Source organism: Nocardia sp. NPDC003999 (genome assembly GCF_053604885.1).
This window is the reverse complement of record NZ_JBSGIB010000009.1, coordinates 182,817-199,218: the sequence shown is the minus strand read 5'-3', so window position 1 is coordinate 199,218 and position 16,402 is coordinate 182,817. Positions and strand designations below refer to the sequence as shown.

Annotated in this window: 19 protein-coding genes, 1 other RNA gene and 1 pseudogene; 12 read left to right on the top strand and 9 right to left on the bottom strand. The window is 70.3% G+C overall.

Going from position 1 to position 16,402, the window contains the following annotated elements; genetic code table 11:
• Window positions 1–32 precede the first annotated feature (32 nt).
• Both glnA and ACWESM_RS19915 read right to left on the bottom strand, forming a co-directional pair.
• Window positions 33–1,370 carry a type I glutamate--ammonia ligase gene (gene glnA / locus ACWESM_RS19920; RefSeq protein ID WP_355072810.1) on the bottom strand — a complete coding sequence of 446 codons (1,338 nt, stop codon included), beginning with the start codon at window positions 1,368–1,370 and terminating at the stop codon, window positions 33–35.
• A gap of 164 nt (window positions 1,371–1,534) precedes the next feature.
• Complete coding sequence (locus ACWESM_RS19915; RefSeq protein ID WP_355072992.1) at window positions 1,535–3,073, bottom strand: alpha/beta hydrolase; 1,539 nt, start codon at window positions 3,071–3,073, stop codon at window positions 1,535–1,537.
• Between the two features lie 188 nt (window positions 3,074–3,261).
• On the opposite strand from ACWESM_RS19915, the gene panB reads away from it, so the two are divergent.
• The 6 genes and pseudogenes from panB (at window position 3,262) to ACWESM_RS19885 (ending at window position 7,374) form a co-directional block, all read left to right on the top strand.
• Window positions 3,262–4,116, top strand: a complete 855-nt coding sequence (gene panB, locus ACWESM_RS19910; protein ID WP_379252999.1) for a 3-methyl-2-oxobutanoate hydroxymethyltransferase — start codon at window positions 3,262–3,264, stop codon at window positions 4,114–4,116.
• Window positions 4,117–4,175: 59 nt separating this feature from the next.
• Entirely contained in the window at window positions 4,176–4,394 is a 219-nt protein-coding gene (locus ACWESM_RS19905; protein WP_355072809.1) for a DUF2191 domain-containing protein, read from the top strand.
• On the top strand, window positions 4,391–4,792 hold the full coding sequence (locus ACWESM_RS19900; protein WP_355072807.1) for a PIN domain nuclease: 402 nt from the start codon (window positions 4,391–4,393) through the stop codon (window positions 4,790–4,792). Before ACWESM_RS19905 ends, ACWESM_RS19900 begins: the two co-directional genes overlap by 4 nt.
• 262 nt (window positions 4,793–5,054) lie before the next feature.
• Entirely contained in the window at window positions 5,055–5,504 is a 450-nt protein-coding gene (locus tag ACWESM_RS19895; RefSeq protein ID WP_355072805.1) for a hypothetical protein, read from the top strand.
• Between the two features lie 13 nt (window positions 5,505–5,517).
• Window positions 5,518–6,465, top strand: a pseudogene (pip, locus tag ACWESM_RS19890) (prolyl aminopeptidase); the annotation flags it as partial.
• A 21-nt stretch (window positions 6,466–6,486) separates the two neighbouring features.
• The gene (locus ACWESM_RS19885) at window positions 6,487–7,374 is read left to right on the top strand and encodes a CHAD domain-containing protein (protein WP_364427969.1); all 888 of its coding nucleotides are present in this window, start codon (window positions 6,487–6,489) and stop codon (window positions 7,372–7,374) included.
• Here ACWESM_RS19885 and ACWESM_RS19880 read toward each other — a convergent pair.
• From ACWESM_RS19880 to ACWESM_RS19870, 3 genes are all read right to left on the bottom strand, one after another.
• Entirely contained in the window at window positions 7,364–7,585 is a 222-nt protein-coding gene (locus ACWESM_RS19880; RefSeq protein WP_412806216.1) for a hypothetical protein, read from the bottom strand. The two genes, ACWESM_RS19885 and ACWESM_RS19880, sit on opposite strands and share 11 nt — an antisense overlap.
• Window positions 7,586–7,771: 186 nt before the next feature.
• Window positions 7,772–9,223, bottom strand: a complete 1,452-nt coding sequence (locus ACWESM_RS19875; protein WP_364427760.1) for an RNB domain-containing ribonuclease — start codon at window positions 9,221–9,223, stop codon at window positions 7,772–7,774.
• A 16-nt stretch (window positions 9,224–9,239) separates the two neighbouring features.
• Window positions 9,240–9,554 (bottom strand): hypothetical protein, encoded by a 315-nt coding sequence (locus ACWESM_RS19870; protein ID WP_228827325.1) that lies wholly within the window; start codon window positions 9,552–9,554, stop codon window positions 9,240–9,242.
• A 452-nt stretch (window positions 9,555–10,006) separates the two neighbouring features.
• Between ACWESM_RS19870 and ACWESM_RS19865 the strand changes: the two genes are divergently transcribed.
• Window positions 10,007–10,378 carry a hypothetical protein gene (locus ACWESM_RS19865; RefSeq protein WP_452493014.1) on the top strand — a complete coding sequence of 124 codons (372 nt, stop codon included), beginning with the start codon at window positions 10,007–10,009 and terminating at the stop codon, window positions 10,376–10,378.
• A gap of 97 nt (window positions 10,379–10,475) precedes the next feature.
• Here ACWESM_RS19865 and rnpB read toward each other — a convergent pair.
• An RNA gene (gene rnpB / locus ACWESM_RS19860) (RNase P RNA component class A) lies at window positions 10,476–10,889 on the bottom strand.
• A gap of 36 nt (window positions 10,890–10,925) precedes the next feature.
• Here rnpB and ACWESM_RS19855 point away from each other — a divergent pair.
• The 4 genes from ACWESM_RS19855 (at window position 10,926) to ACWESM_RS19840 (ending at window position 13,309) form a co-directional block, all read left to right on the top strand.
• Complete coding sequence (locus ACWESM_RS19855) at window positions 10,926–11,813, top strand: alpha/beta hydrolase (RefSeq protein ID WP_355072799.1); 888 nt, start codon at window positions 10,926–10,928, stop codon at window positions 11,811–11,813.
• 93 nt (window positions 11,814–11,906) lie between these two features.
• Window positions 11,907–12,194, top strand: coding sequence for a hypothetical protein (locus ACWESM_RS19850; protein WP_355072797.1), 288 nt, complete (start codon window positions 11,907–11,909; stop codon window positions 12,192–12,194).
• A 32-nt stretch (window positions 12,195–12,226) separates the two neighbouring features.
• On the top strand, window positions 12,227–12,799 hold the full coding sequence (locus tag ACWESM_RS19845) for an NUDIX hydrolase (RefSeq protein ID WP_452493012.1): 573 nt from the start codon (window positions 12,227–12,229) through the stop codon (window positions 12,797–12,799).
• 48 nt (window positions 12,800–12,847) lie between these two features.
• Window positions 12,848–13,309 carry a GNAT family N-acetyltransferase gene (locus ACWESM_RS19840; RefSeq protein WP_355072794.1) on the top strand — a complete coding sequence of 154 codons (462 nt, stop codon included), beginning with the start codon at window positions 12,848–12,850 and terminating at the stop codon, window positions 13,307–13,309.
• Window positions 13,310–13,313: 4 nt separating this feature from the next.
• On the opposite strand, the gene ACWESM_RS19835 is transcribed toward ACWESM_RS19840, so the two are convergent.
• The 3 genes from ACWESM_RS19835 to ACWESM_RS19825 all read right to left on the bottom strand — a co-directional run bounded on the left by ACWESM_RS19835 (window position 13,314) and on the right by ACWESM_RS19825 (window position 15,456).
• A complete protein-coding gene (locus ACWESM_RS19835; RefSeq protein ID WP_452493009.1) occupies window positions 13,314–14,285 on the bottom strand; it encodes a hypothetical protein in 972 nt (323 codons plus the stop codon).
• Window positions 14,282–14,863, bottom strand: coding sequence for a GNAT family N-acetyltransferase (locus tag ACWESM_RS19830; protein ID WP_355072790.1), 582 nt, complete (start codon window positions 14,861–14,863; stop codon window positions 14,282–14,284). The genes ACWESM_RS19835 and ACWESM_RS19830 overlap by 4 nt, the downstream gene beginning before the upstream one ends.
• Window positions 14,864–15,048: 185 nt before the next feature.
• Complete coding sequence (locus tag ACWESM_RS19825) at window positions 15,049–15,456, bottom strand: hypothetical protein (protein ID WP_356965071.1); 408 nt, start codon at window positions 15,454–15,456, stop codon at window positions 15,049–15,051.
• Window positions 15,457–15,585: 129 nt separating this feature from the next.
• On the opposite strand from ACWESM_RS19825, the gene ACWESM_RS19820 reads away from it, so the two are divergent.
• Window positions 15,586–16,401, top strand: coding sequence for a helix-turn-helix domain-containing protein (locus ACWESM_RS19820; protein ID WP_397281540.1), 816 nt, complete (start codon window positions 15,586–15,588; stop codon window positions 16,399–16,401).
• Window position 16,402 lies beyond the last annotated feature (1 nt).

Below are 16,402 nucleotides of genomic sequence, written 5' to 3'. Positions count from 1 at the left end.
CGGGGGCACGCCGCCCCCGGGCATCGCTCGGATTACAACCCCAGGTATTCCTTGAGCTCGAACGGCGTGACCTGGCTGCGGTAGTCCGCCCACTCCCGGCGCTTGTTGCGCAAGAAGAAGTCGAACACGTGCTCGCCCAGGGTCTCGGCGACCAACTCGGAGCGCTCCATCGCTTGCAGCGCCTCGTCCAGCGTGCCGGGCAGCTCGCGGAAGCCCATCGCGCGCCGCTCGGCGACGGTCAGCGACCACACGTCGTCCTCGGCCTCCGGCGGCAGCGTGTAGCCCTTCTCGATGCCACGCAGACCGGCCGCGAGCAGCACGGCGAAGGCCAGGTAGGGGTTGCACGCGGAATCGGGGCTGCGGATCTCGACGCGCCGCGAGGAGGACTTGTTCGGTGTGTACATCGGCACACGGACCAGGGCGGAGCGGTTGGACCGGCCCCACGAGGCCGCCGTGGGCGCCTCGCCGCCGTGGATGAGGCGCTTGTAGGAGTTGACCCACTGGTTGGTGACCGCGCTGATCTCCGGGGCGTGCTCGAGGATGCCCGCGATGAACGCGCGCGCCGTCTCCGACAGGTTGATCGGGTCGTCGGGGTCGTGGAAGGCGTTGGTCTCGCCCTCGAACAGGCTCATGTGCGTGTGCATCGCCGAGCCCGGGTACTGGGCGAACGGCTTGGGCATGAAGGTCGCGCGCACGCCCTCGTCGATGGCCACTTCCTTGATCAGGTAGCGGAAGGTCATCACGTTGTCTGCCATGGACAACGCGTCGGCGTAGCGCAGGTCGATCTCCTGCTGGCCCGGAGCGCCCTCGTGGTGGCTGAATTCCACGGAGATGCCCATGGACTCCAGCGCGTCGATGGCGTGGCGGCGGAAGTTCGGCGCCGAATCGTGCACGGCCTGGTCGAAGAAGCCGCCGGTGTCGGCGGGGACCGGGACGCCGTCACGCGTGCCGTTCTCCAGCAGGAAGAACTCGATCTCGGGGTGCACGTAGCAGCTGAAGCCGACGTCGCCCGCCTTGTTCAGCTGACGGCGCAGCACGTGGCGCGGGTCGGCCCAGGACGGCGAGCCGTCCGGCATGGTGATGTCGCAGAACATGCGCGCGGAGTGCTGATGGCCCTTGCTCGTGGCCCACGGCAGCACCTGGAAGGTCGACGGATCCGGCCGGGCGACCATGTCGGCCTCCGAGACACGGGCGAAGCCCTCGATGGCCGAGCCGTCGAAACCGATACCCTCTTCGAACGCGCCCTCCAGCTCGGCGGGCGCGATCGCGACGGACTTCAGGTAACCCAAGACGTCGGTGAACCAGAGACGTACGAAGCGGATGTCCCGCTCTTCGAGCGTCCGCAGCACGAATTCCTTCTGGCGATCCATGTCCGCGAGCGTAAGCATCCGGCGTTAAATCTGTGTTACATACACGCTTAAGATTGCTGACCTGGTTTTTTCGGAAGACTCCGCACAGTCGGATCGTCCGGTTTGTGAGATTCTTCTGGACCGGGCAGCATCGCGTGACCGATCAGCAACCGCGCGCGCCCGGCTCAGCAGGTGAGGCCGGAGGCGGGCTCGGTCAGGTCGACCAGATAGGCGATCACCGCGTCGTCGACGCAGGGGACGCCGCCCGCCAGCGCCACCGTGTGCCGGTTGCCCTGATAGGTGATCAGCGCGGCGCCCAACTGGTCGGCCAGGTCGACTCCGGCCTGGTACGGCGTCGCCGGGTCCTCGGTGGTCGACACCACCACCGTCTTCGGCAGACCGGTCACCGAGATGCGATGCGGTTCACTCGTGTTCGGCACCGGCCAGGCGGTGCACAGCTCCAGCGGCGCCGCGCCGGTGCCGCGCCCGTCGTCCAGGAACGGGGCCGCTTTCCGGTATTCGGCGTCCTGGCGTCCGGCGACCCCGCGATCGGTGATGCGCGGATCGTCCACACAGCGGATCGCGTTGAACGCGTCGCTGGTGTTGGCGTAAGTGCCGTCGTCGCGACGTCCGTCGTACAGGTCGGCCAGGGCCAGCAGCGTATCGCCGCGCCCGTCGCGCAGCTCGGACAGCCCGAGCGTGAGCACCTTCCACAATTCGTCGGTGTAGAGCGCCTGGCGCACGCCGGTGAGCGCGTCGCCGTAGGTCAGACCCCGCGGATCGGTGGTCGGCGCCGGCTTGTCCCACAGCGGGTTCACCAACGCGCGGAACCGCGGCACCGCCTGCGCCGGGTCGGCGCCCAGCGGGCAGTCGGGCTGCCGCGCGCAGTCGGCGGCGTAGGCGTCGAACACCTTCTGGAAGCCCGCCGCCTGGCGCAGCGACTCCTGCACCGGATCCTGCGAGGAGTCGATGGCGCCGTCCAGCACCATGGCGCGCACGTGGTCGGGGAACCGTTCCGCGTACGCCGAACCGATCTTGGTGCCGTAGGAGTAGCCGACGTAGGTCAGCTTCGGGTCGCCGAGCGCGGCGCGCATGATGTCGAGGTCCTGCACGACCTCGCGGGTGCCGACGTGGGCGAGGAACTCCTTCCCGGTCCGATCGGCGCAGCGGCCCGCGTACCGGCGGTTGTCGGCCTCGGCGTCGGCGATGCCCGCCGGGGTGTAGTCGTCCTCCGGCTCGGCGCGCTCGGAGTCCTGCTCCTGGGGTGTCTGGCAGACGATCGAGGGGGTGGAAGAACCGACACCGCGCGGGTCGAAGCCGATCCGGTCGAAGCGCTCGGCCAATTCCGTCTTGTTGCCGAGCGACGACAGGCCGAGACCGGACTCTCCCGGCCCGCCCGGATTCATCACCAGCGAACCGACCCGCCGCCCGGTCGCCCGCGTCCGGGAGATCGCGATCTGGGCGGTCGGCCCGTCGGGCGCCGCGTAGTCCACCGGCACGGTGATCCGGGCGCACTCGGTGCTCGGCGACAGCCGGTCGTCCGGCCCGCCGAATCCGGTGCAGTCACCCCACTGCACCGCCTGGCCGTAGAACTTCTCCAGCCCGGTGGGCGGCGTGGGTGCGGGCTGCCCCGTTTCGGTGCGGGTGACGGCGCACCCCGCAACCAGCACAGCCAGCGACGCCAGCACCGCCACCGGGAGTGCACCGCGCCCATTCCGCACCATCGACATGCTGTCGATACTGCCATCGGGCGAACGCGGTGGCCGCCCCGGGCAAACCCCGTGCCGCGCTGTGACCAATCGCACCGGTCATCGGCCTTAATCCGCCTCGGTGGCGGGTGGCACACTGAAATCGTCAGACACTCCCGGGGACCCGGACGGGCCCCGAGGCGACACAGACGAAAGGGACGATGATGTCCGTATCCGACTCGGAAACCCCTGCCTACGGTGCGGCGCCCGCCGAGCCCAAGAAGATGCGCAAGACCCGGGTGCACCACCTGCAGCAGATGAAAGCCGACGGGGAACGCTGGGCGATGCTGACCGCCTACGACTATTCCTCGGCGCGGCTGTTCGAAGAAGCGGGCATTCCCGTGCTGCTGGTCGGCGATTCCGCGGCCAACGTGGTGTACGGCTACGACACCACCGTGCCGATCACTGTCGACGAGCTCATCCCGCTGGTGCGCGGGGTGGTGCGCGGCGCGCCGCACGCGCTGGTCGTGGCCGACCTGCCGTTCGGCACCTACGAGTCCTCCCCGCAGCAGGCGCTGGCGACGGCGACCCGGTTCATGAAGGAGGGCGGGGCGCACGCGGTGAAGCTGGAGGGCGGCGAGCGGGTCGCCGAGCAGATCGCGCTGATCACCGCGGCGGGCATCCCGGTCATGGCGCACATCGGCTTCACCCCGCAGAGCGTGAACACCCTCGGCGGATTCCGCGTGCAGGGTCGTGGCGACGGCGCCGAGCAACTGATCGCCGACGCCATCGCCGTTCAGGAGGCGGGCGCGTTCTCCGTGGTGATGGAGATGGTCCCGGCCGAACTGGCGGGGCAGGTCACCCGCAAGCTGACCATTCCGACCGTCGGCATCGGCGCGGGCGCCGACACCGACGCGCAGGTGCTGGTCTGGCAGGACATGGCAGGCTACACCAGCGGCAAGACCGCGAAGTTCGTCAAGCGCTTCGGCAACGTCGGCGACGAATTGCGTGCCGCAGCCGCTGCCTACGCCGACGAAGTGCGCCGGGGCACCTTCCCCGCGGCGGAGCACAGTTTCTGAAATCGCCACCTCCCTTTGATATACTGACGTATATCCGTATATCAAGGGAGGTGCGGAGCATGACGCGGACCATAGTCGATCTCGACGACGGCGCACTGGCACTCGCTCAGCAGCAGCTGGGCACACGCACCAAACGTGACACGATCAATCGGGCTTTGGCCATCGCGGCGGGCCTGACCGCGGACGATCGCGCCCGCAGTTTGGCCTGGCTGCAGGCTAATGCCGAGGACGTTTTGGACTTCGACGTTCTGGCAGGCGAGGAGCATCCCCAGCGGTGACCTACCTCGCCGATACCTCGGCCGTGTGGCGACTGCTCCGCGGCCAGGTCGATGATCCATGGCCCCGCCAGGTGGCGCAAGGACTCGTCGCGATCTGTCCGCCGGTCGAAGCCGAGCTCATGGTTTCCGTTCGATCGGGCAAGGACTTCGAACCGTTTTTCGCTGTTCTCGGACGCACGTTCGGCTGGTACCCCGCGCTCGACGATCCCTGGCGCCACGTGTTGGCGGTGCAGCGTGATCTGGTCCGCATCGGCCATCATCGCGGGCCGTCGCCGATGGACATCGTCATCGCGCTCACCGCGCTCGAGCACCGCCTGACGCTCATTCACGCGGACGCGGACTTCGACTCGATCGCGAAGGTACGACCGGAACTTCCGATGATTCGCGTCGACCGATAGAACTCGGGAAGTGCGGCAGGTAGAGCGACGCCACTCGATCACCCTGCGTCGGTGGCGAACCGAGTCCGGCCGACGCCCTGTCTCCGGGCAGTGATTCTCCGTCCATCGAGCGGCTCGGGCGTCGCATGAACACCGAAACTGCTCGACGAGCCGCGCGCGCACTTCGGCTGAACTCTTCCCACCGAAAACGGCCGGTTCGGGCCGGTCGGCGGAATCAATGGCAGACTCGATGCCGACAATACCGACACGACCAGAGGTACCCATGCCGTACAGCCGTTGGATTTCACGCAGCACCCTGCTGGTGGCGGGCGCTCTCACCGCCGCCGCGTTGACCGCTTGCGGCAGCGACTCGGGCCCGGCGCCCACCGGCAGCTCGAGTTCCACCACGGTGTCGGCCACCGCCGCTCCTGGCACGACCTCCGGCCGCGTCACGCCGACGAGCCCGGAGATCTCCGACGCGGCCGCGACCCAGCTGTGCGACATGATCCGGCCGGAGTTGTCCAACTGGCGGATCCAGGGCGGGACCCTGGGCAAGATCGGGCTGAACGCCCTGGTGCACGAGTGGGCGCTGCGCAACGGCGGCATCAACGGCGCGGTGCTGGCCGACAAGCCGATCGTCGACCGCGCCACCGTCAAGAGCTGCCCGGATGTCCGTCAGCAGGCCGTGGAGGCGCTCGGCATCCCGGATCTGGCCTCTGGTCTGGCGTTCTGAGCCGGGCGGCCGGATGCGCACCCTCTATCCCGAGATCGAGCCGCATGACTCCGGCATGCTCGCTGTCGGCGACGGTCAGTCGGTCTACTGGGAAGTCAGCGGCGATCCGGCCGGTAAGCCGGTCGTCTTCCTGCACGGTGGGCCCGGCGGCGGCACCGCGCCGTTCCATCGGCGCTTCTTCGATCCGGCCGCCTACCGGATCGTGCTGTTCGACCAGCGTGGTTGCGGCCGCTCCACTCCGCACCTGGCCGACGGCGCGAGTCTGGAACACAACACCACCGGCCACCTGATCTCCGACATCGAGAGGCTGCGCGAACATCTCGGCATCGATCGCTGGCAGGTGTTCGGCGGTTCCTGGGGCTCCACGCTCGCGCTGGCCTACGCGCAGCGACACCCCGATCGGGTGACCGAACTGGTGTTGCGCGGCATCTTCCTGTTGCGCCGCAAGGAAATCGACTGGTACTACAACGGCGCGGCGGGCTACGTCTATCCGGACGAGTGGGAGAAGTTCCTCGCGCCGGTGCCCGAAGACGAACGCGATCAAGACCTGGTCGAGGTCTACCACCGCCTGCTGCACTCGGCCGACGAAGACATCGCCCGCACGGCCGCGATCGCCTGGTCCAGCTGGGAGGGCGCGACGAGTTCGCTGCTGCCGCATCCGGATCGGGTGGCCGAGACGTCCGAGCCGCGATTCGCGCTGGCGTTCGCGAGGATCGAGAATCACTACTTCCGGCACGGCGGGTTCCTCGAAGAGGGCCAGCTGCTGCGTGACATCGACGCCATCGCGCACATCCCGGCCGTGCTCGTGCAGGGCCGCCACGACATCGTCTGTCCCGCGGTCAGCGCGTGGGAGTTGCACCGAGCCTGGCCCGGGTCGGTCCTGCACATCGTCGACGACGCGGGGCACGCGGCGAACGAGCCCGGCATCACGCATCACCTGGTCGAGGCCACCGACCGATTCGCGAAAGCGCGGACCAGCACGGTGATCACGGCGGGGTCCGCTCTGGTGGACGCGTTGCGCGAGGACATCGACCGGCTCGCGGCCGCCGAACCCGAGGTCCGCGCGGACGCGGAGGACTCGGTCCATCAGATGCGGGTGGCCACCCGCAGGCTGCGCAGCGTGTTGCGGTCCTACGGCAAACTGCTCGCCAAGAAGCCCGCCGCCGCGATGGGCGCGGAACTCAAGTGGCTGGCCGGGTTGCTCGGTGAAGCGCGGGACGCGGAGGTGCGCGCCGATCGGTTCGCCACGCTGCTGGCCGATCATGCCGAGCGAGCCGACCCGGCGGAGGTCGACGCGGTCACCGCGCGGCTGGTCGACGCCGAGCGGGAGCGCTATCGAGCGGCGCACGACGAGGTGCTGACCGCGTTGGACGGCGCCCGCTACCGCGAGCTGCGCGACGAGCTGTCCCGATGGCGCACCGACCCGCCGCTGCGCCACTCACGCGCCGATGTGGCGGCGCCGGACGTGTTCCGGGAGGTGCTGCGGCGCGACCTCGACCGGGTGGAATCCCTGATCCGCGCCGAGCCCACCGTCGATCCGCTCGAACGGGTGGAACTGCTGCACGACATCCGCAAGAGCGCCAAGCGGCTGCGGTACTCGTGCGAGGCGGCGCAGCAGGTCCTCGGCGACGACGCCGCCGATCGCGGCGTCCGGGCGAAGAAGCTGCAGACCGTGCTCGGCGACCATCGGGACGCGGTGGAGTCGCACGACGCGATCCTGCACCGGGCGGCCGAGGCCGCGGCGGCGGGCGAGCGTGCCGGCCTGTACGAGGCCCTCGCGGCCACGGAGGACGCCGCGGCGGGCCGTGAACTGAGCCGCTATCCGGCCACCGCCGCGGCGCTGTTCGGAGCGGCCGTCATCACGGGGTGATCCGGTGTCCCGGGGCTGAGCCGGTCGAGACGAGCCGATCACCGCGTTCGCCGACCAGCAGCGCCGCGGGCGGTGCCGTGACCGGTAGCGGTCGTCCGCGGCCGGGATACGACGCGGCCGCGCGTCCGGAGTCGGCAATTCGGGCCGCCTCGTGTCCGGTCGGCAACGCGGCCACCCGCCCGCGGTCGATCAACCCAGCTCGCTGGCCCACGGTCGATCAACCCAGCTCGCTGGCCCACGGTCGATCAACCCAGCTCGCTGGCCCACAGTCGACAACACGGCTCGCTGGCCCACAGTCGACAACACGGCCGCAACCCACGGTCGGCCGCAGTGCAGACCTCTGCTCATCGGCACGCTCGCGAGACGAGGCCGTGTACGGCGCGGCCGCCGCTGCCGTTCACGCAGGGAAGGTGAAGGACACCTTCCGTTCCCTCGGGTCGGCCGACAGCAGCCGCACCCGCACGGTCTCGCCTTCCGGCGGTTTCCCCTCACACGGGCCCAGCACCGGCGGGTCGGCGACGAAGACCACGGCGGGCCGGTTGCCGTTGGCCTCGCGCACCACGACGGCGTCGAACGTCGCTCCGGTACGTGGCGCGAGCAGGGTCGATTCGGTCAGGTCGATGCAGGCGCGTTCGATCTTGCCCGCGACGCTGTCGCTGCGCCGCATGGTCTCGGCGGCGCTCACCAGCCCCTCCCGCACCCAGCGCGGCACCTCGGCCCCCGCGCACCGGGCCAGGCAGATCTCGGTCGCGAACCGGTCCGACAACCGCCGCAGCGGAGCGGTGACGTGCGCGTACGGCGCGCCGATCGCGCTGTGCCGCAGAGCTTCCGGCGCGTGCGGCGCTCCTGCCGCGCCGTCGACGACGGTGTAGGAGGCGCCGCGCAGCAAGCTCGTCGCCTCGGACATCAGGACCAGTGCCGCGGGAGTGCCGGTGTCCAGCCGGGCCAGCATCCGGCCGACAGCTTCGCCGTCGGGCCAGGCCACGCCCAGCGCCTGCGCGGTCCGGCGCATCGACTCGATCGCGGATTCCGACGGTGGCGGCATGGTGCGCAGCAGCGCGACCCGGTCCAGTGCGGGCGCGTGCCCGTCCAGCATGATCCGCGCCGCGCACATGCCGGTCAGCAGCGAGACCTGCTCGTTCCAGTCGTCGGCGGCGGTGCGCGGTTCCACCACCAGGCGCCAGTGCCCGTCGGCGTGCTCGTCCTGGACCACGCTTTGCGCGGGCAACCGCAGCCCGATCGCGCCGCGCGCCAGCCCCGCCTCGATGCGCCGCGTGCCGAATTCCGGCAGGGCCGCGATCGAGGGATGCAGCCGACCCGCCTCCGCGTCGGCCTGCACACGGGAGTAGTCGAGCCGGGCACGGGAGCGCACCAGGGCGCGGACAACCGAGTACCGCACCGGTTCGGCCTGCTCGTCGAGTTCGATAGTCCACAGCGCGGCCGGGCGCGTCCGGTCCGGAAGCAGGCTGGCGGACCCTTCCGACAACGCGGGTGGGTGCAGCGGGACGGTGCCGTCGGGAAGATAGAAGGTCTGGCCCCTGGCGCCGGACTCTTTGGCGAGCGCGCCGTCGGGGAAGATCACGGCGCCCACGTCGGCGATGGCGTAATGCACGAGGAAGCCGCCGGGGCCGCGTTCGATATGCAGGGCCTGGTCCAGATCCATGGCCCCGGGTGGGTCGATCGTCACGAACGGGATGTCCGTGCGATCGACCCGGTTGCCCGCGAACGCGTCGACCGCGTCGCGGGCCTCGGCACTGGCCTCGGCGGGGTACGCCGAGGCCAAGCCGAACTCGGACCGGATGGCGCCGAAATCGACCGGCGCCGACACGATCCGCTGGTGGAGTTCCACGCTGGGGCGCCGGGTCCTACTGCAGCGCCAGCATGGAGCCGTTCAACTGGTCGAACGGCCCGTAGACGGTGAAAGTGACCCGGCCGTTCGGCACTGAGGACGACACCTGAGCCGCCGCGTCCAGCGCCTCGCCGAAGGAGGCGGCGGACGGATGCGGCAGCCCGGCGATAGCCAGACCGACATGATTCTGGTGCACCCATACCGTGTCGGCGGGACTCAGGTCGACCTGAACCCCGCCCGGCAGCGGGGTGACCGCGACCGCGCCGGCCGACCCCGCACCCAGCACCGCGAAAACCGAAGCGGCGCCTGCGACCAATGCGCCGGCGACCATGGAGCGAACTACTCGCATATGTGTTGAGACCTGCTTTCCCGCGATCGAAGTATGAATGGCCCGGTGCTGCCCCGCACCGGCCCTTACCAACGGCGACTACTTTATGACGTCGATCACGATCAGGGCCAGTTCCGCACGAATCGGACAGCGGAAATTCTCGCCCCGCGACACGACCCGGGCGGCGCTGCTAACGTGGCCCGCCGTGACGGGCGTGGGTTCGCCCGCACGTTTGGATATGTCCCGCACGTCGACAATTTGGGAGCTCCACAGCTATGTCATCGATTTTGTTCGACTACCTCTTGCCGCTGCTGGGCCCGGAGCAGGCCGCGTACTGGGCGCAGGTTTTCGTGATCAACCCGATCTGACCGCGCGATTCTTTTTCCCACTGCTCGTCGCCTCCCGTTAACCTGACGGGAGGCGGCGGTGGTTATAGGCGGCTAGCATGCCGCTCCGTGACAAGAACTACCGCCGCCATCGCGGCCAGCGCCACCCTCTTCGCCCTGCTCCTCACCGGGTGCGGGGACGACAAGACCAGCAATACCACCTCGTCCGCCACCACCACGGCGGCACAGGCCGCCGCCCAGGTCGACAGCGTGAAGGCGGGCGCGTTCCTCGTCAGCTTCCGCGGCGCGTTCCCCAAGCTGGCCGAGGGCAAGGACGACGCGAAGATCGCGAGCATCCTGACCGAAACCTGCGGGGACATCAAAGCGGGCAAATCCGAGGACGACGTCGTCGAGAACATCACCAAGCGCGCGGGCGGCGCCACCCAGCCCAGCGCCGAGGAAGCCAAGGCGATCTACCAAATGGCCAAACTGATGTGCTGACCCCCGCGCTATCCCGGCGTGCTTCGCACACCCGCCGAGCTCGCGGAACGCGACCTCGCGCGGAGTAGAGCCGGAGTGCGGAGCACGCGCCGGCGGGCGGACGAGTTGGTCTGTAAGCCGGATCCTGTCCCCGGCCTGAGCCGGGAGGCGGCCATCCATCTGGGCACTCCGTTGCCGGGTACCTCGAGCGGTCCACCCGCAGGCTCGGGCGAGCAGCCCTCGAGCGCCTGCGCAGCCGCACCGTAACCGGTGCGGCCTTCGACCTTGCTCCGGGCGGGGTTTACCGAGCCGCCCCGGTCACCCGGGGCGCTGGTGCGCTCTTACCGCACCGTTTCACCCTCACCGCACGACCGCTAGGCCGTGGGCGGTCTCTTTTCTGTGGCACTTTCCCGCGGGTCACCCCGGGTTGCCGTTAACAACCGCCCTGCTCTGTGGAGTCCGGACTTTCCTCGGCGCCGGGCGGCGGCACAGCCGTGCCCGTTCCCAGCGCCGCGGCCGCCCGACCAACTCGTCCGCCAGAACAGGATACTGGGTACGGTTGATGGCCATGGAACGTGTCGAGGTCGGCTTCCCATCCGGAAGCGAACAGTGCGCGGCGTGGCTATATCGCCCGGACGGCGCACCCAAACCCCGCCCGCTAGTGGTGATGGGACACGGCCTGGGGGCCAATCGGGAAATGGGACTGGATCGGTACGCGCGGCGTTTCGCCGCCGCGGGAATGGCGGTCCTGGTATTCGACTATCGGCATTTCGGCGCAAGTCAAGGCACGCCGCGCCAGTTGCTGAACATCGCGCGCCAGCGCGCGGACTGGCATGCCGCCATCGCGTTCGCGCGCACGCTGCGCGGCATCGACGCGACCCGGATCGCATTGTGGGGCACGTCGTTCGGCGGCGGCCACGTGCTTTCGGTCGCACCGGACGATGCCTACATCGCGGCCGTGGTCGCGCAGGTGCCGTTCACCAGCGGCCTGTCCTCGGCGTTGGCCAAGGGGCCGATCAGCCTGGTCAAGGTCACCACCATCGCGGCTACCGACCTGCTGCTCGGCACGCTCCGGCGCAAGCCGGTCGGCATTCGGCTGGCCGGACGCCGCGGCGCCGCGGCGCTGATGAGCGCGCCCGACGTACCGGACGGCTTTCGCAGGCTGACCGACGAGAGCGAGACCTATGAGCCGAAAGTGGCCGCGCGAGTAGCATTCTCGGCACTCTTCGACGCACCCGCGCGGCGCGCGAAGGCACTGAAGATGCCGGTGCTGTACGCGCTGTGCGATGACGATTCCGTCGCGCCGGTGAAATCGGCGCTGCGCGCCGCCGAACGCACCAAGCACGCGGTGGTGAAACGTTATCCCGCCAAGCATTTCGACATCTATTTCGACGAGGTCTTCGAGAAGACCGTGTACGACCAAACCGAATTCTTGGTGTCGGTGCTGCGACCATAGGGCGTTCGCGGCCCGGCCCGGCGGCCGGGCCGCACATCGGTGCCGCGCTCGGTAGATTGCGAAAGAGCACGCGTCGATCGAAACGAGGCACCGATGATCGATCCCTTGATACTGGAACAACGGCGCGGCCGATTGCTGCACCGGGTACGCGAGTTGCGGCGCGACCTCGCGGCGCTGGCCGACGACTACGGCGCGTTGCCGGATTCCGGGCTGCTGATCGACACCGACGGGATCGGCGCGCTCACCACCCCCGGCTACTGCGTCGCCGGGGCACGCGAAGTCTTCGAAGAAGCGCTGATCGAACTCGCGGCGGCCGCCGACGCGCTCGACCGCGCCGCGGCGTACACGGCCCGGCTGAAACCCGTTGTGCTGGACGGCTGAACCTGTCGGTGCCCAGCGCTACTGTCCGTGCCATGCAGCCCTCCACCGCCGCGGTCGCCGAGATCGTGCGTCGGATCGCGCCCCTCGACGAGCTCGAGCGACGGCACATCGACACGACGCTGGCGTGGCTCGCGTCGACCGACGACATCTTCCGGCGGGCCAGACCGGCGACCCCGCCGCGGCACCTGGTCTGCTATGTCGTGCTGGTCGATCCGGCGGCACGGGCGGTGCTGCTGGGCAAGCATCGCCTTGCCGGGTTGTGGTTGCCGACCGGAGGGCACGTCGATCCGGGCGAGCATCCGCTCGATACCGCGCGGCGAGAAGCGGCCGAGGAGATCGGCGTCGAGGCCCGATTCGACGTCATCGGGCCCGACCCGCTGTTCCTCACCGTCACCACCACGGTCGGCTCGGACTCCGGTCACGAGGACGTCAGCCTCTGGTATGTCATCCGCGGTGACCGCGCCGACGGCCATGCCCTGGATCCGCGCGAGTTCGACGGTGAACGATGGTGGGAACTGGACGGATTCGCCCTCCACGACACCGACCCGCACTTCGGACGTTTCCGCACCAAGCTCGACATCGCTCTGCGACCCGCCGCCGACTGAGGTCCCTTCGAGTCGACGGCGGCGGCCGATGGTGTCACGATGGCGCGGATGATTGTCAGGCTTGCGCGAGAGGACGACCTCGCCGGTTTTCTCGAACTGGCGGGGCAGGTCGAGCACTGGTTCGGCGCGTCCGCCGACGATGCCGGATTTCGCGCCGCGGTGCTGCGGCACGTGCGGCGCGGTACGGCGCTCGTCGCCCGGTCCGCGGGGGCGGAAGTGCTCGGCGGCATCCTGTTCGGCTCGAACCCGCCGACCTACCGGGTGCATTGGCTGGTCGTCGCGGAACAGGCGCGCGGGCACGGGATCGGCCGGGCGCTGACCACGGACGCGATCCGCCGTTACGTGCCGACTCCCGGCACGCTCGAAGTGGTCACCTTCGGGCCCGACCATCCCGGCGCGGTCGCCAGTGGTGCGCGCGCGTTCTACGAGAACCTGGGCTTCCATCCCGCGGAGGAGGCGGATCCCGGGCCAGAGGGCGGATCTCGGCAGTTCTACCGGCGGCGCGTGTAAGGGGTCAGCCTCGACGGAACGCGCGCCAGAAAATGAAAGCCAGGACCGAGGCGGGAATCGCAGCGAGGACGGGCTTGTCGCGGAGCGTCTCCAACAGGGTGCGGCCCGGGTGCGCCACCGGGCCGGGAATTCCCGCCGCGCCGCGTTCGGCGGCGGTGGCGGCGTCCGCCTGGACTCGTTCGGCGCGCTCGGCCGCGCGTCGAACCGACTCCCGGACCGGCGTCTGCTCACGACTCCCGGCTCCGGCCGCGTGCCTCCCAGTGGATTCCGGCCCCGGTTCCGGCTTTTCCGCCGCACCAGGAGCGCTACCCGCCTGCGCAGCCGCATCGGCCGGAGTCACCGGCTCCGCCGCACCAGTCATGCGACCCGCCTGCGCAGCCGCCGCCGAAGACACCGCCGCCGCATCGGCGGTACCGCCAGTCTGCGGGGCCGCACCGGTCGCAATCTCCGCCGAAGACACCGGCTCCGCCGCACCGGGCGCGTGGTCCGCCTGCGGGGCCGCGCCGGTACTCACGGACTCCCCCGCATCAGGCGTGCTGCCCGCCTGCGGGGCCGTGCCGGTCGAAACCTCCCCCGAAGACAGCGGCTCCCCCGCACCAGACGCGCTGCCTGCCCGCGAGGCCGCACCGGCAGTCACGGACTCCCCCGCATCAGGCGTGCTGCCCGCCTGCGGGGCCGTGCCGGTCGGAACCTTCCCTGAAGTCACCGTCGCCGCCGCGTCGGCGGCGCCGCCCGCCTGCACGGACGCGTCTTCCGAGACCTGCGCCGCACTCCCCGTGGCCGACGCTCCCGCGCCGCCTTCGTCGGAGTCGCCGGGCGTGCCCGCCGCGCGCCGAGTGGCGCCCGGCTCCGGCTCCCGGCCCCCGTGCGCCGCACCCTCGGCCGGTTGCCCGGTTCCGGCCGACCGGCCACCGGAGACGTCGGCGGTGTCTTGCACGTCGTCGGGTCCCTTGTCCGTGGGCTTGCGCTTGTTCATGGCTGTCTCCTGTGCTCGGCGTCGCGGTGCGGGACGGGCGTCTCGGATGCCGTCGCGGCCCGGATACCCTGCGAAGGGGCGGACAAACGGGACGGCCGCCACGCCATCTCGAATTCCCGTCGCGGGTCGCCCGGGGCCATGGGCCCGCTCACCCCGGTCCGCACGAAGCCATTGCGCAGATACAGCCGCTCCGCGAAGGCATTGTGCTCGGCGAACTCCAAACGGACGACGTCGTGTCCGCCCGCGACCGCCCAGTCGAGCACCGCGCCGACCAGCCGGTCGGACACGCCGGTCCCCCGTGCCCGCGGCGCCACCCACATCGAGATCAGGTGCACGCCACCGCGTTCCGGGTCGAGCATGCCCGCGACGGTGCCCACTTCGGTCCCGCCCGACTCCGCCACGAACTGCACCCGGTCCGACAGGGCTCGCCGCCAGTCGCTTTCGGTGCGGGCCCGCGCCTCGGCCAGGGTGGTACCGAAGAACTGCGGCGCGTCGGTCAGCGCCGCGAGCCGGACACGCCGGAACACCGCCCAGTCATCGGGCGCGAGCGATCTGATCCTGGGTATCGAGACGTCCATCCGCATGTCTCTACCGGGTCGAAGACCTCGTGCACAACGGATTTCGACCACGGCGAGGCGCTGTCACCGCGACATCGGCGACGGGCAACCCGATCCTCGCAACCTCGAACCGGCAAGGGTGTCCGGAGCAGTCGCGCGGGTCGCTTCGTCGGCGCGGCGGGACCGGTCGTCGTCGAGCACGGCGCTCACCCGAGCCTGCGCAGTCCGGCGAACTCCAGCCCGGCGAAGGTCGCCACCGCCGCCGCTCCGACGAGTAGGAATGCGAGACCGAGCCCGGTCAACGCGAAGAATCCCGAACCGGCCAGCCCGATCATCCCGGCCGCGGAGAGCGCGTTGACCGTGACCACCGCCCCCGCGTAGCGCGCGGCGACCGCCGGGCGCCGGGCGATCGACAGCAACGCGAGCGCGCCGCCGAGCATGACGACGCCGAATGCGAGGCTCCAGCCCGTCGGTACCCCGAGCGGGTCGCGCAGCAGTCCGGCTCCGGCGAGCAACACCCCGCCGAAGATCCCGGTGCTCCAGCCGTCCACGCGCAATGCGGAGCACAGGAACGCGGCGCCGCCGTCGCGGCGAGCCAGGGTGGTGGGTCTCATGTCGTACTCCCGTGGTCGATCCGGCGGGGCCGATCGGCTCCCGGCACCAACCCTGCTGCCCGGAGATGGGCGTCTCAATAACCTCCGAGGTCATGGCCGCACCGCGCGCCGGGATGCTTAGCTGACCGGGTGACTTCGGTGCGGACACAGTCGAGAGCGGGCATCCTGCTGCGGGAATGGCGGCAACGGCGCAGGCTGAGCCAGCTCGACCTGGCGCTGGCCGCGGACACCTCGGCGCGGCACCTGTCCTACGTGGAGACCGGCCGAGCCGCGCCGAGCCGGGCGATGGTGCTGCGGCTGTGCGACACGCTGGAGGTGCCGCTGCGCGAACGCAACACCCTGCTCGTCGCGGCCGGTTTCGCGCCCGCCTACCGGGAGAGCAGCCTCGACGACGCCCATCTCGCGTCGGTCCGCTCCGCGCTGGACGCCATGCTGACCGCCCACGAACCGTATCCGGCGGTGGTCATCGATCGGCTGTGGAACGTGGTGGTGGGCAACGCGGCGATGAGCGTGCTGATGGACGGCGTCCCCGAGCACGTCCGCGCGCCCCGGCCCAACGTCTACCGGCTGGTGCTGCACCCGGACGGGCTCTCGGCCCGGTTGGCCAACCGCACCCAGGTGCGCGAGCTGTTCCTGGAGCGGCTGGCCAGGCAGGTCAGCGCGAGCGGTGACACGGAACTGACCGCACTCTACGACGAGGTCTCCGCCTACCCCGATCCGCCGGGGACGGACGCGCAGGCGCGGACCGGCATACCGTCCAGCCCGTTCGAGGTGCCGATCCGGATCAGCACCCCGGCGGGCGAACTGTCGATGTTCAGCACGATGGCGACCTTCGGCGCTCCGGCCGACGTGACGCTGTCGGAGCTGGCCATCGAATTGTTCTATCCCCTGGACGACTTCACCGCGGCCGCGCTGCGCGGGGCGGCGGCCGCGGCGAAGTCGTGAG

Excerpts from the sequence above, each read along its gene's own strand:
- glnA (WP_355072810.1), bottom strand. The coding sequence starts at position 1,370 with ATGGATCGCCAGAAGGAATTCGTGCTGCGGACGCTCGAAGAGCGGGAC.
- ACWESM_RS19915 (WP_355072992.1), bottom strand. The coding sequence starts at position 3,073 with ATGGTGCGGAATGGGCGCGGTGCACTCCCGGTGGCGGTGCTGGCGTCG.
- panB (WP_379252999.1), top strand. The coding sequence starts at position 3,262 with ATGTCCGTATCCGACTCGGAAACCCCTGCCTACGGTGCGGCGCCCGCC.
- ACWESM_RS19905 (WP_355072809.1), top strand. The coding sequence starts at position 4,176 with ATGACGCGGACCATAGTCGATCTCGACGACGGCGCACTGGCACTCGCT.
- ACWESM_RS19895 (WP_355072805.1), top strand. The coding sequence starts at position 5,055 with ATGCCGTACAGCCGTTGGATTTCACGCAGCACCCTGCTGGTGGCGGGC.
- ACWESM_RS19870 (WP_228827325.1), bottom strand. The coding sequence starts at position 9,554 with ATGGTCGCCGGCGCATTGGTCGCAGGCGCCGCTTCGGTTTTCGCGGTG.
- ACWESM_RS19855 (WP_355072799.1), top strand. The coding sequence starts at position 10,926 with ATGGAACGTGTCGAGGTCGGCTTCCCATCCGGAAGCGAACAGTGCGCG.
- ACWESM_RS19850 (WP_355072797.1), top strand. The coding sequence starts at position 11,907 with ATGATCGATCCCTTGATACTGGAACAACGGCGCGGCCGATTGCTGCAC.
- ACWESM_RS19845 (WP_452493012.1), top strand. The coding sequence starts at position 12,227 with ATGCAGCCCTCCACCGCCGCGGTCGCCGAGATCGTGCGTCGGATCGCG.
- ACWESM_RS19840 (WP_355072794.1), top strand. The coding sequence starts at position 12,848 with ATGATTGTCAGGCTTGCGCGAGAGGACGACCTCGCCGGTTTTCTCGAA.
- ACWESM_RS19835 (WP_452493009.1), bottom strand. The coding sequence starts at position 14,285 with ATGAACAAGCGCAAGCCCACGGACAAGGGACCCGACGACGTGCAAGAC.
- ACWESM_RS19830 (WP_355072790.1), bottom strand. The coding sequence starts at position 14,863 with ATGGACGTCTCGATACCCAGGATCAGATCGCTCGCGCCCGATGACTGG.
- ACWESM_RS19825 (WP_356965071.1), bottom strand. The coding sequence starts at position 15,456 with ATGAGACCCACCACCCTGGCTCGCCGCGACGGCGGCGCCGCGTTCCTG.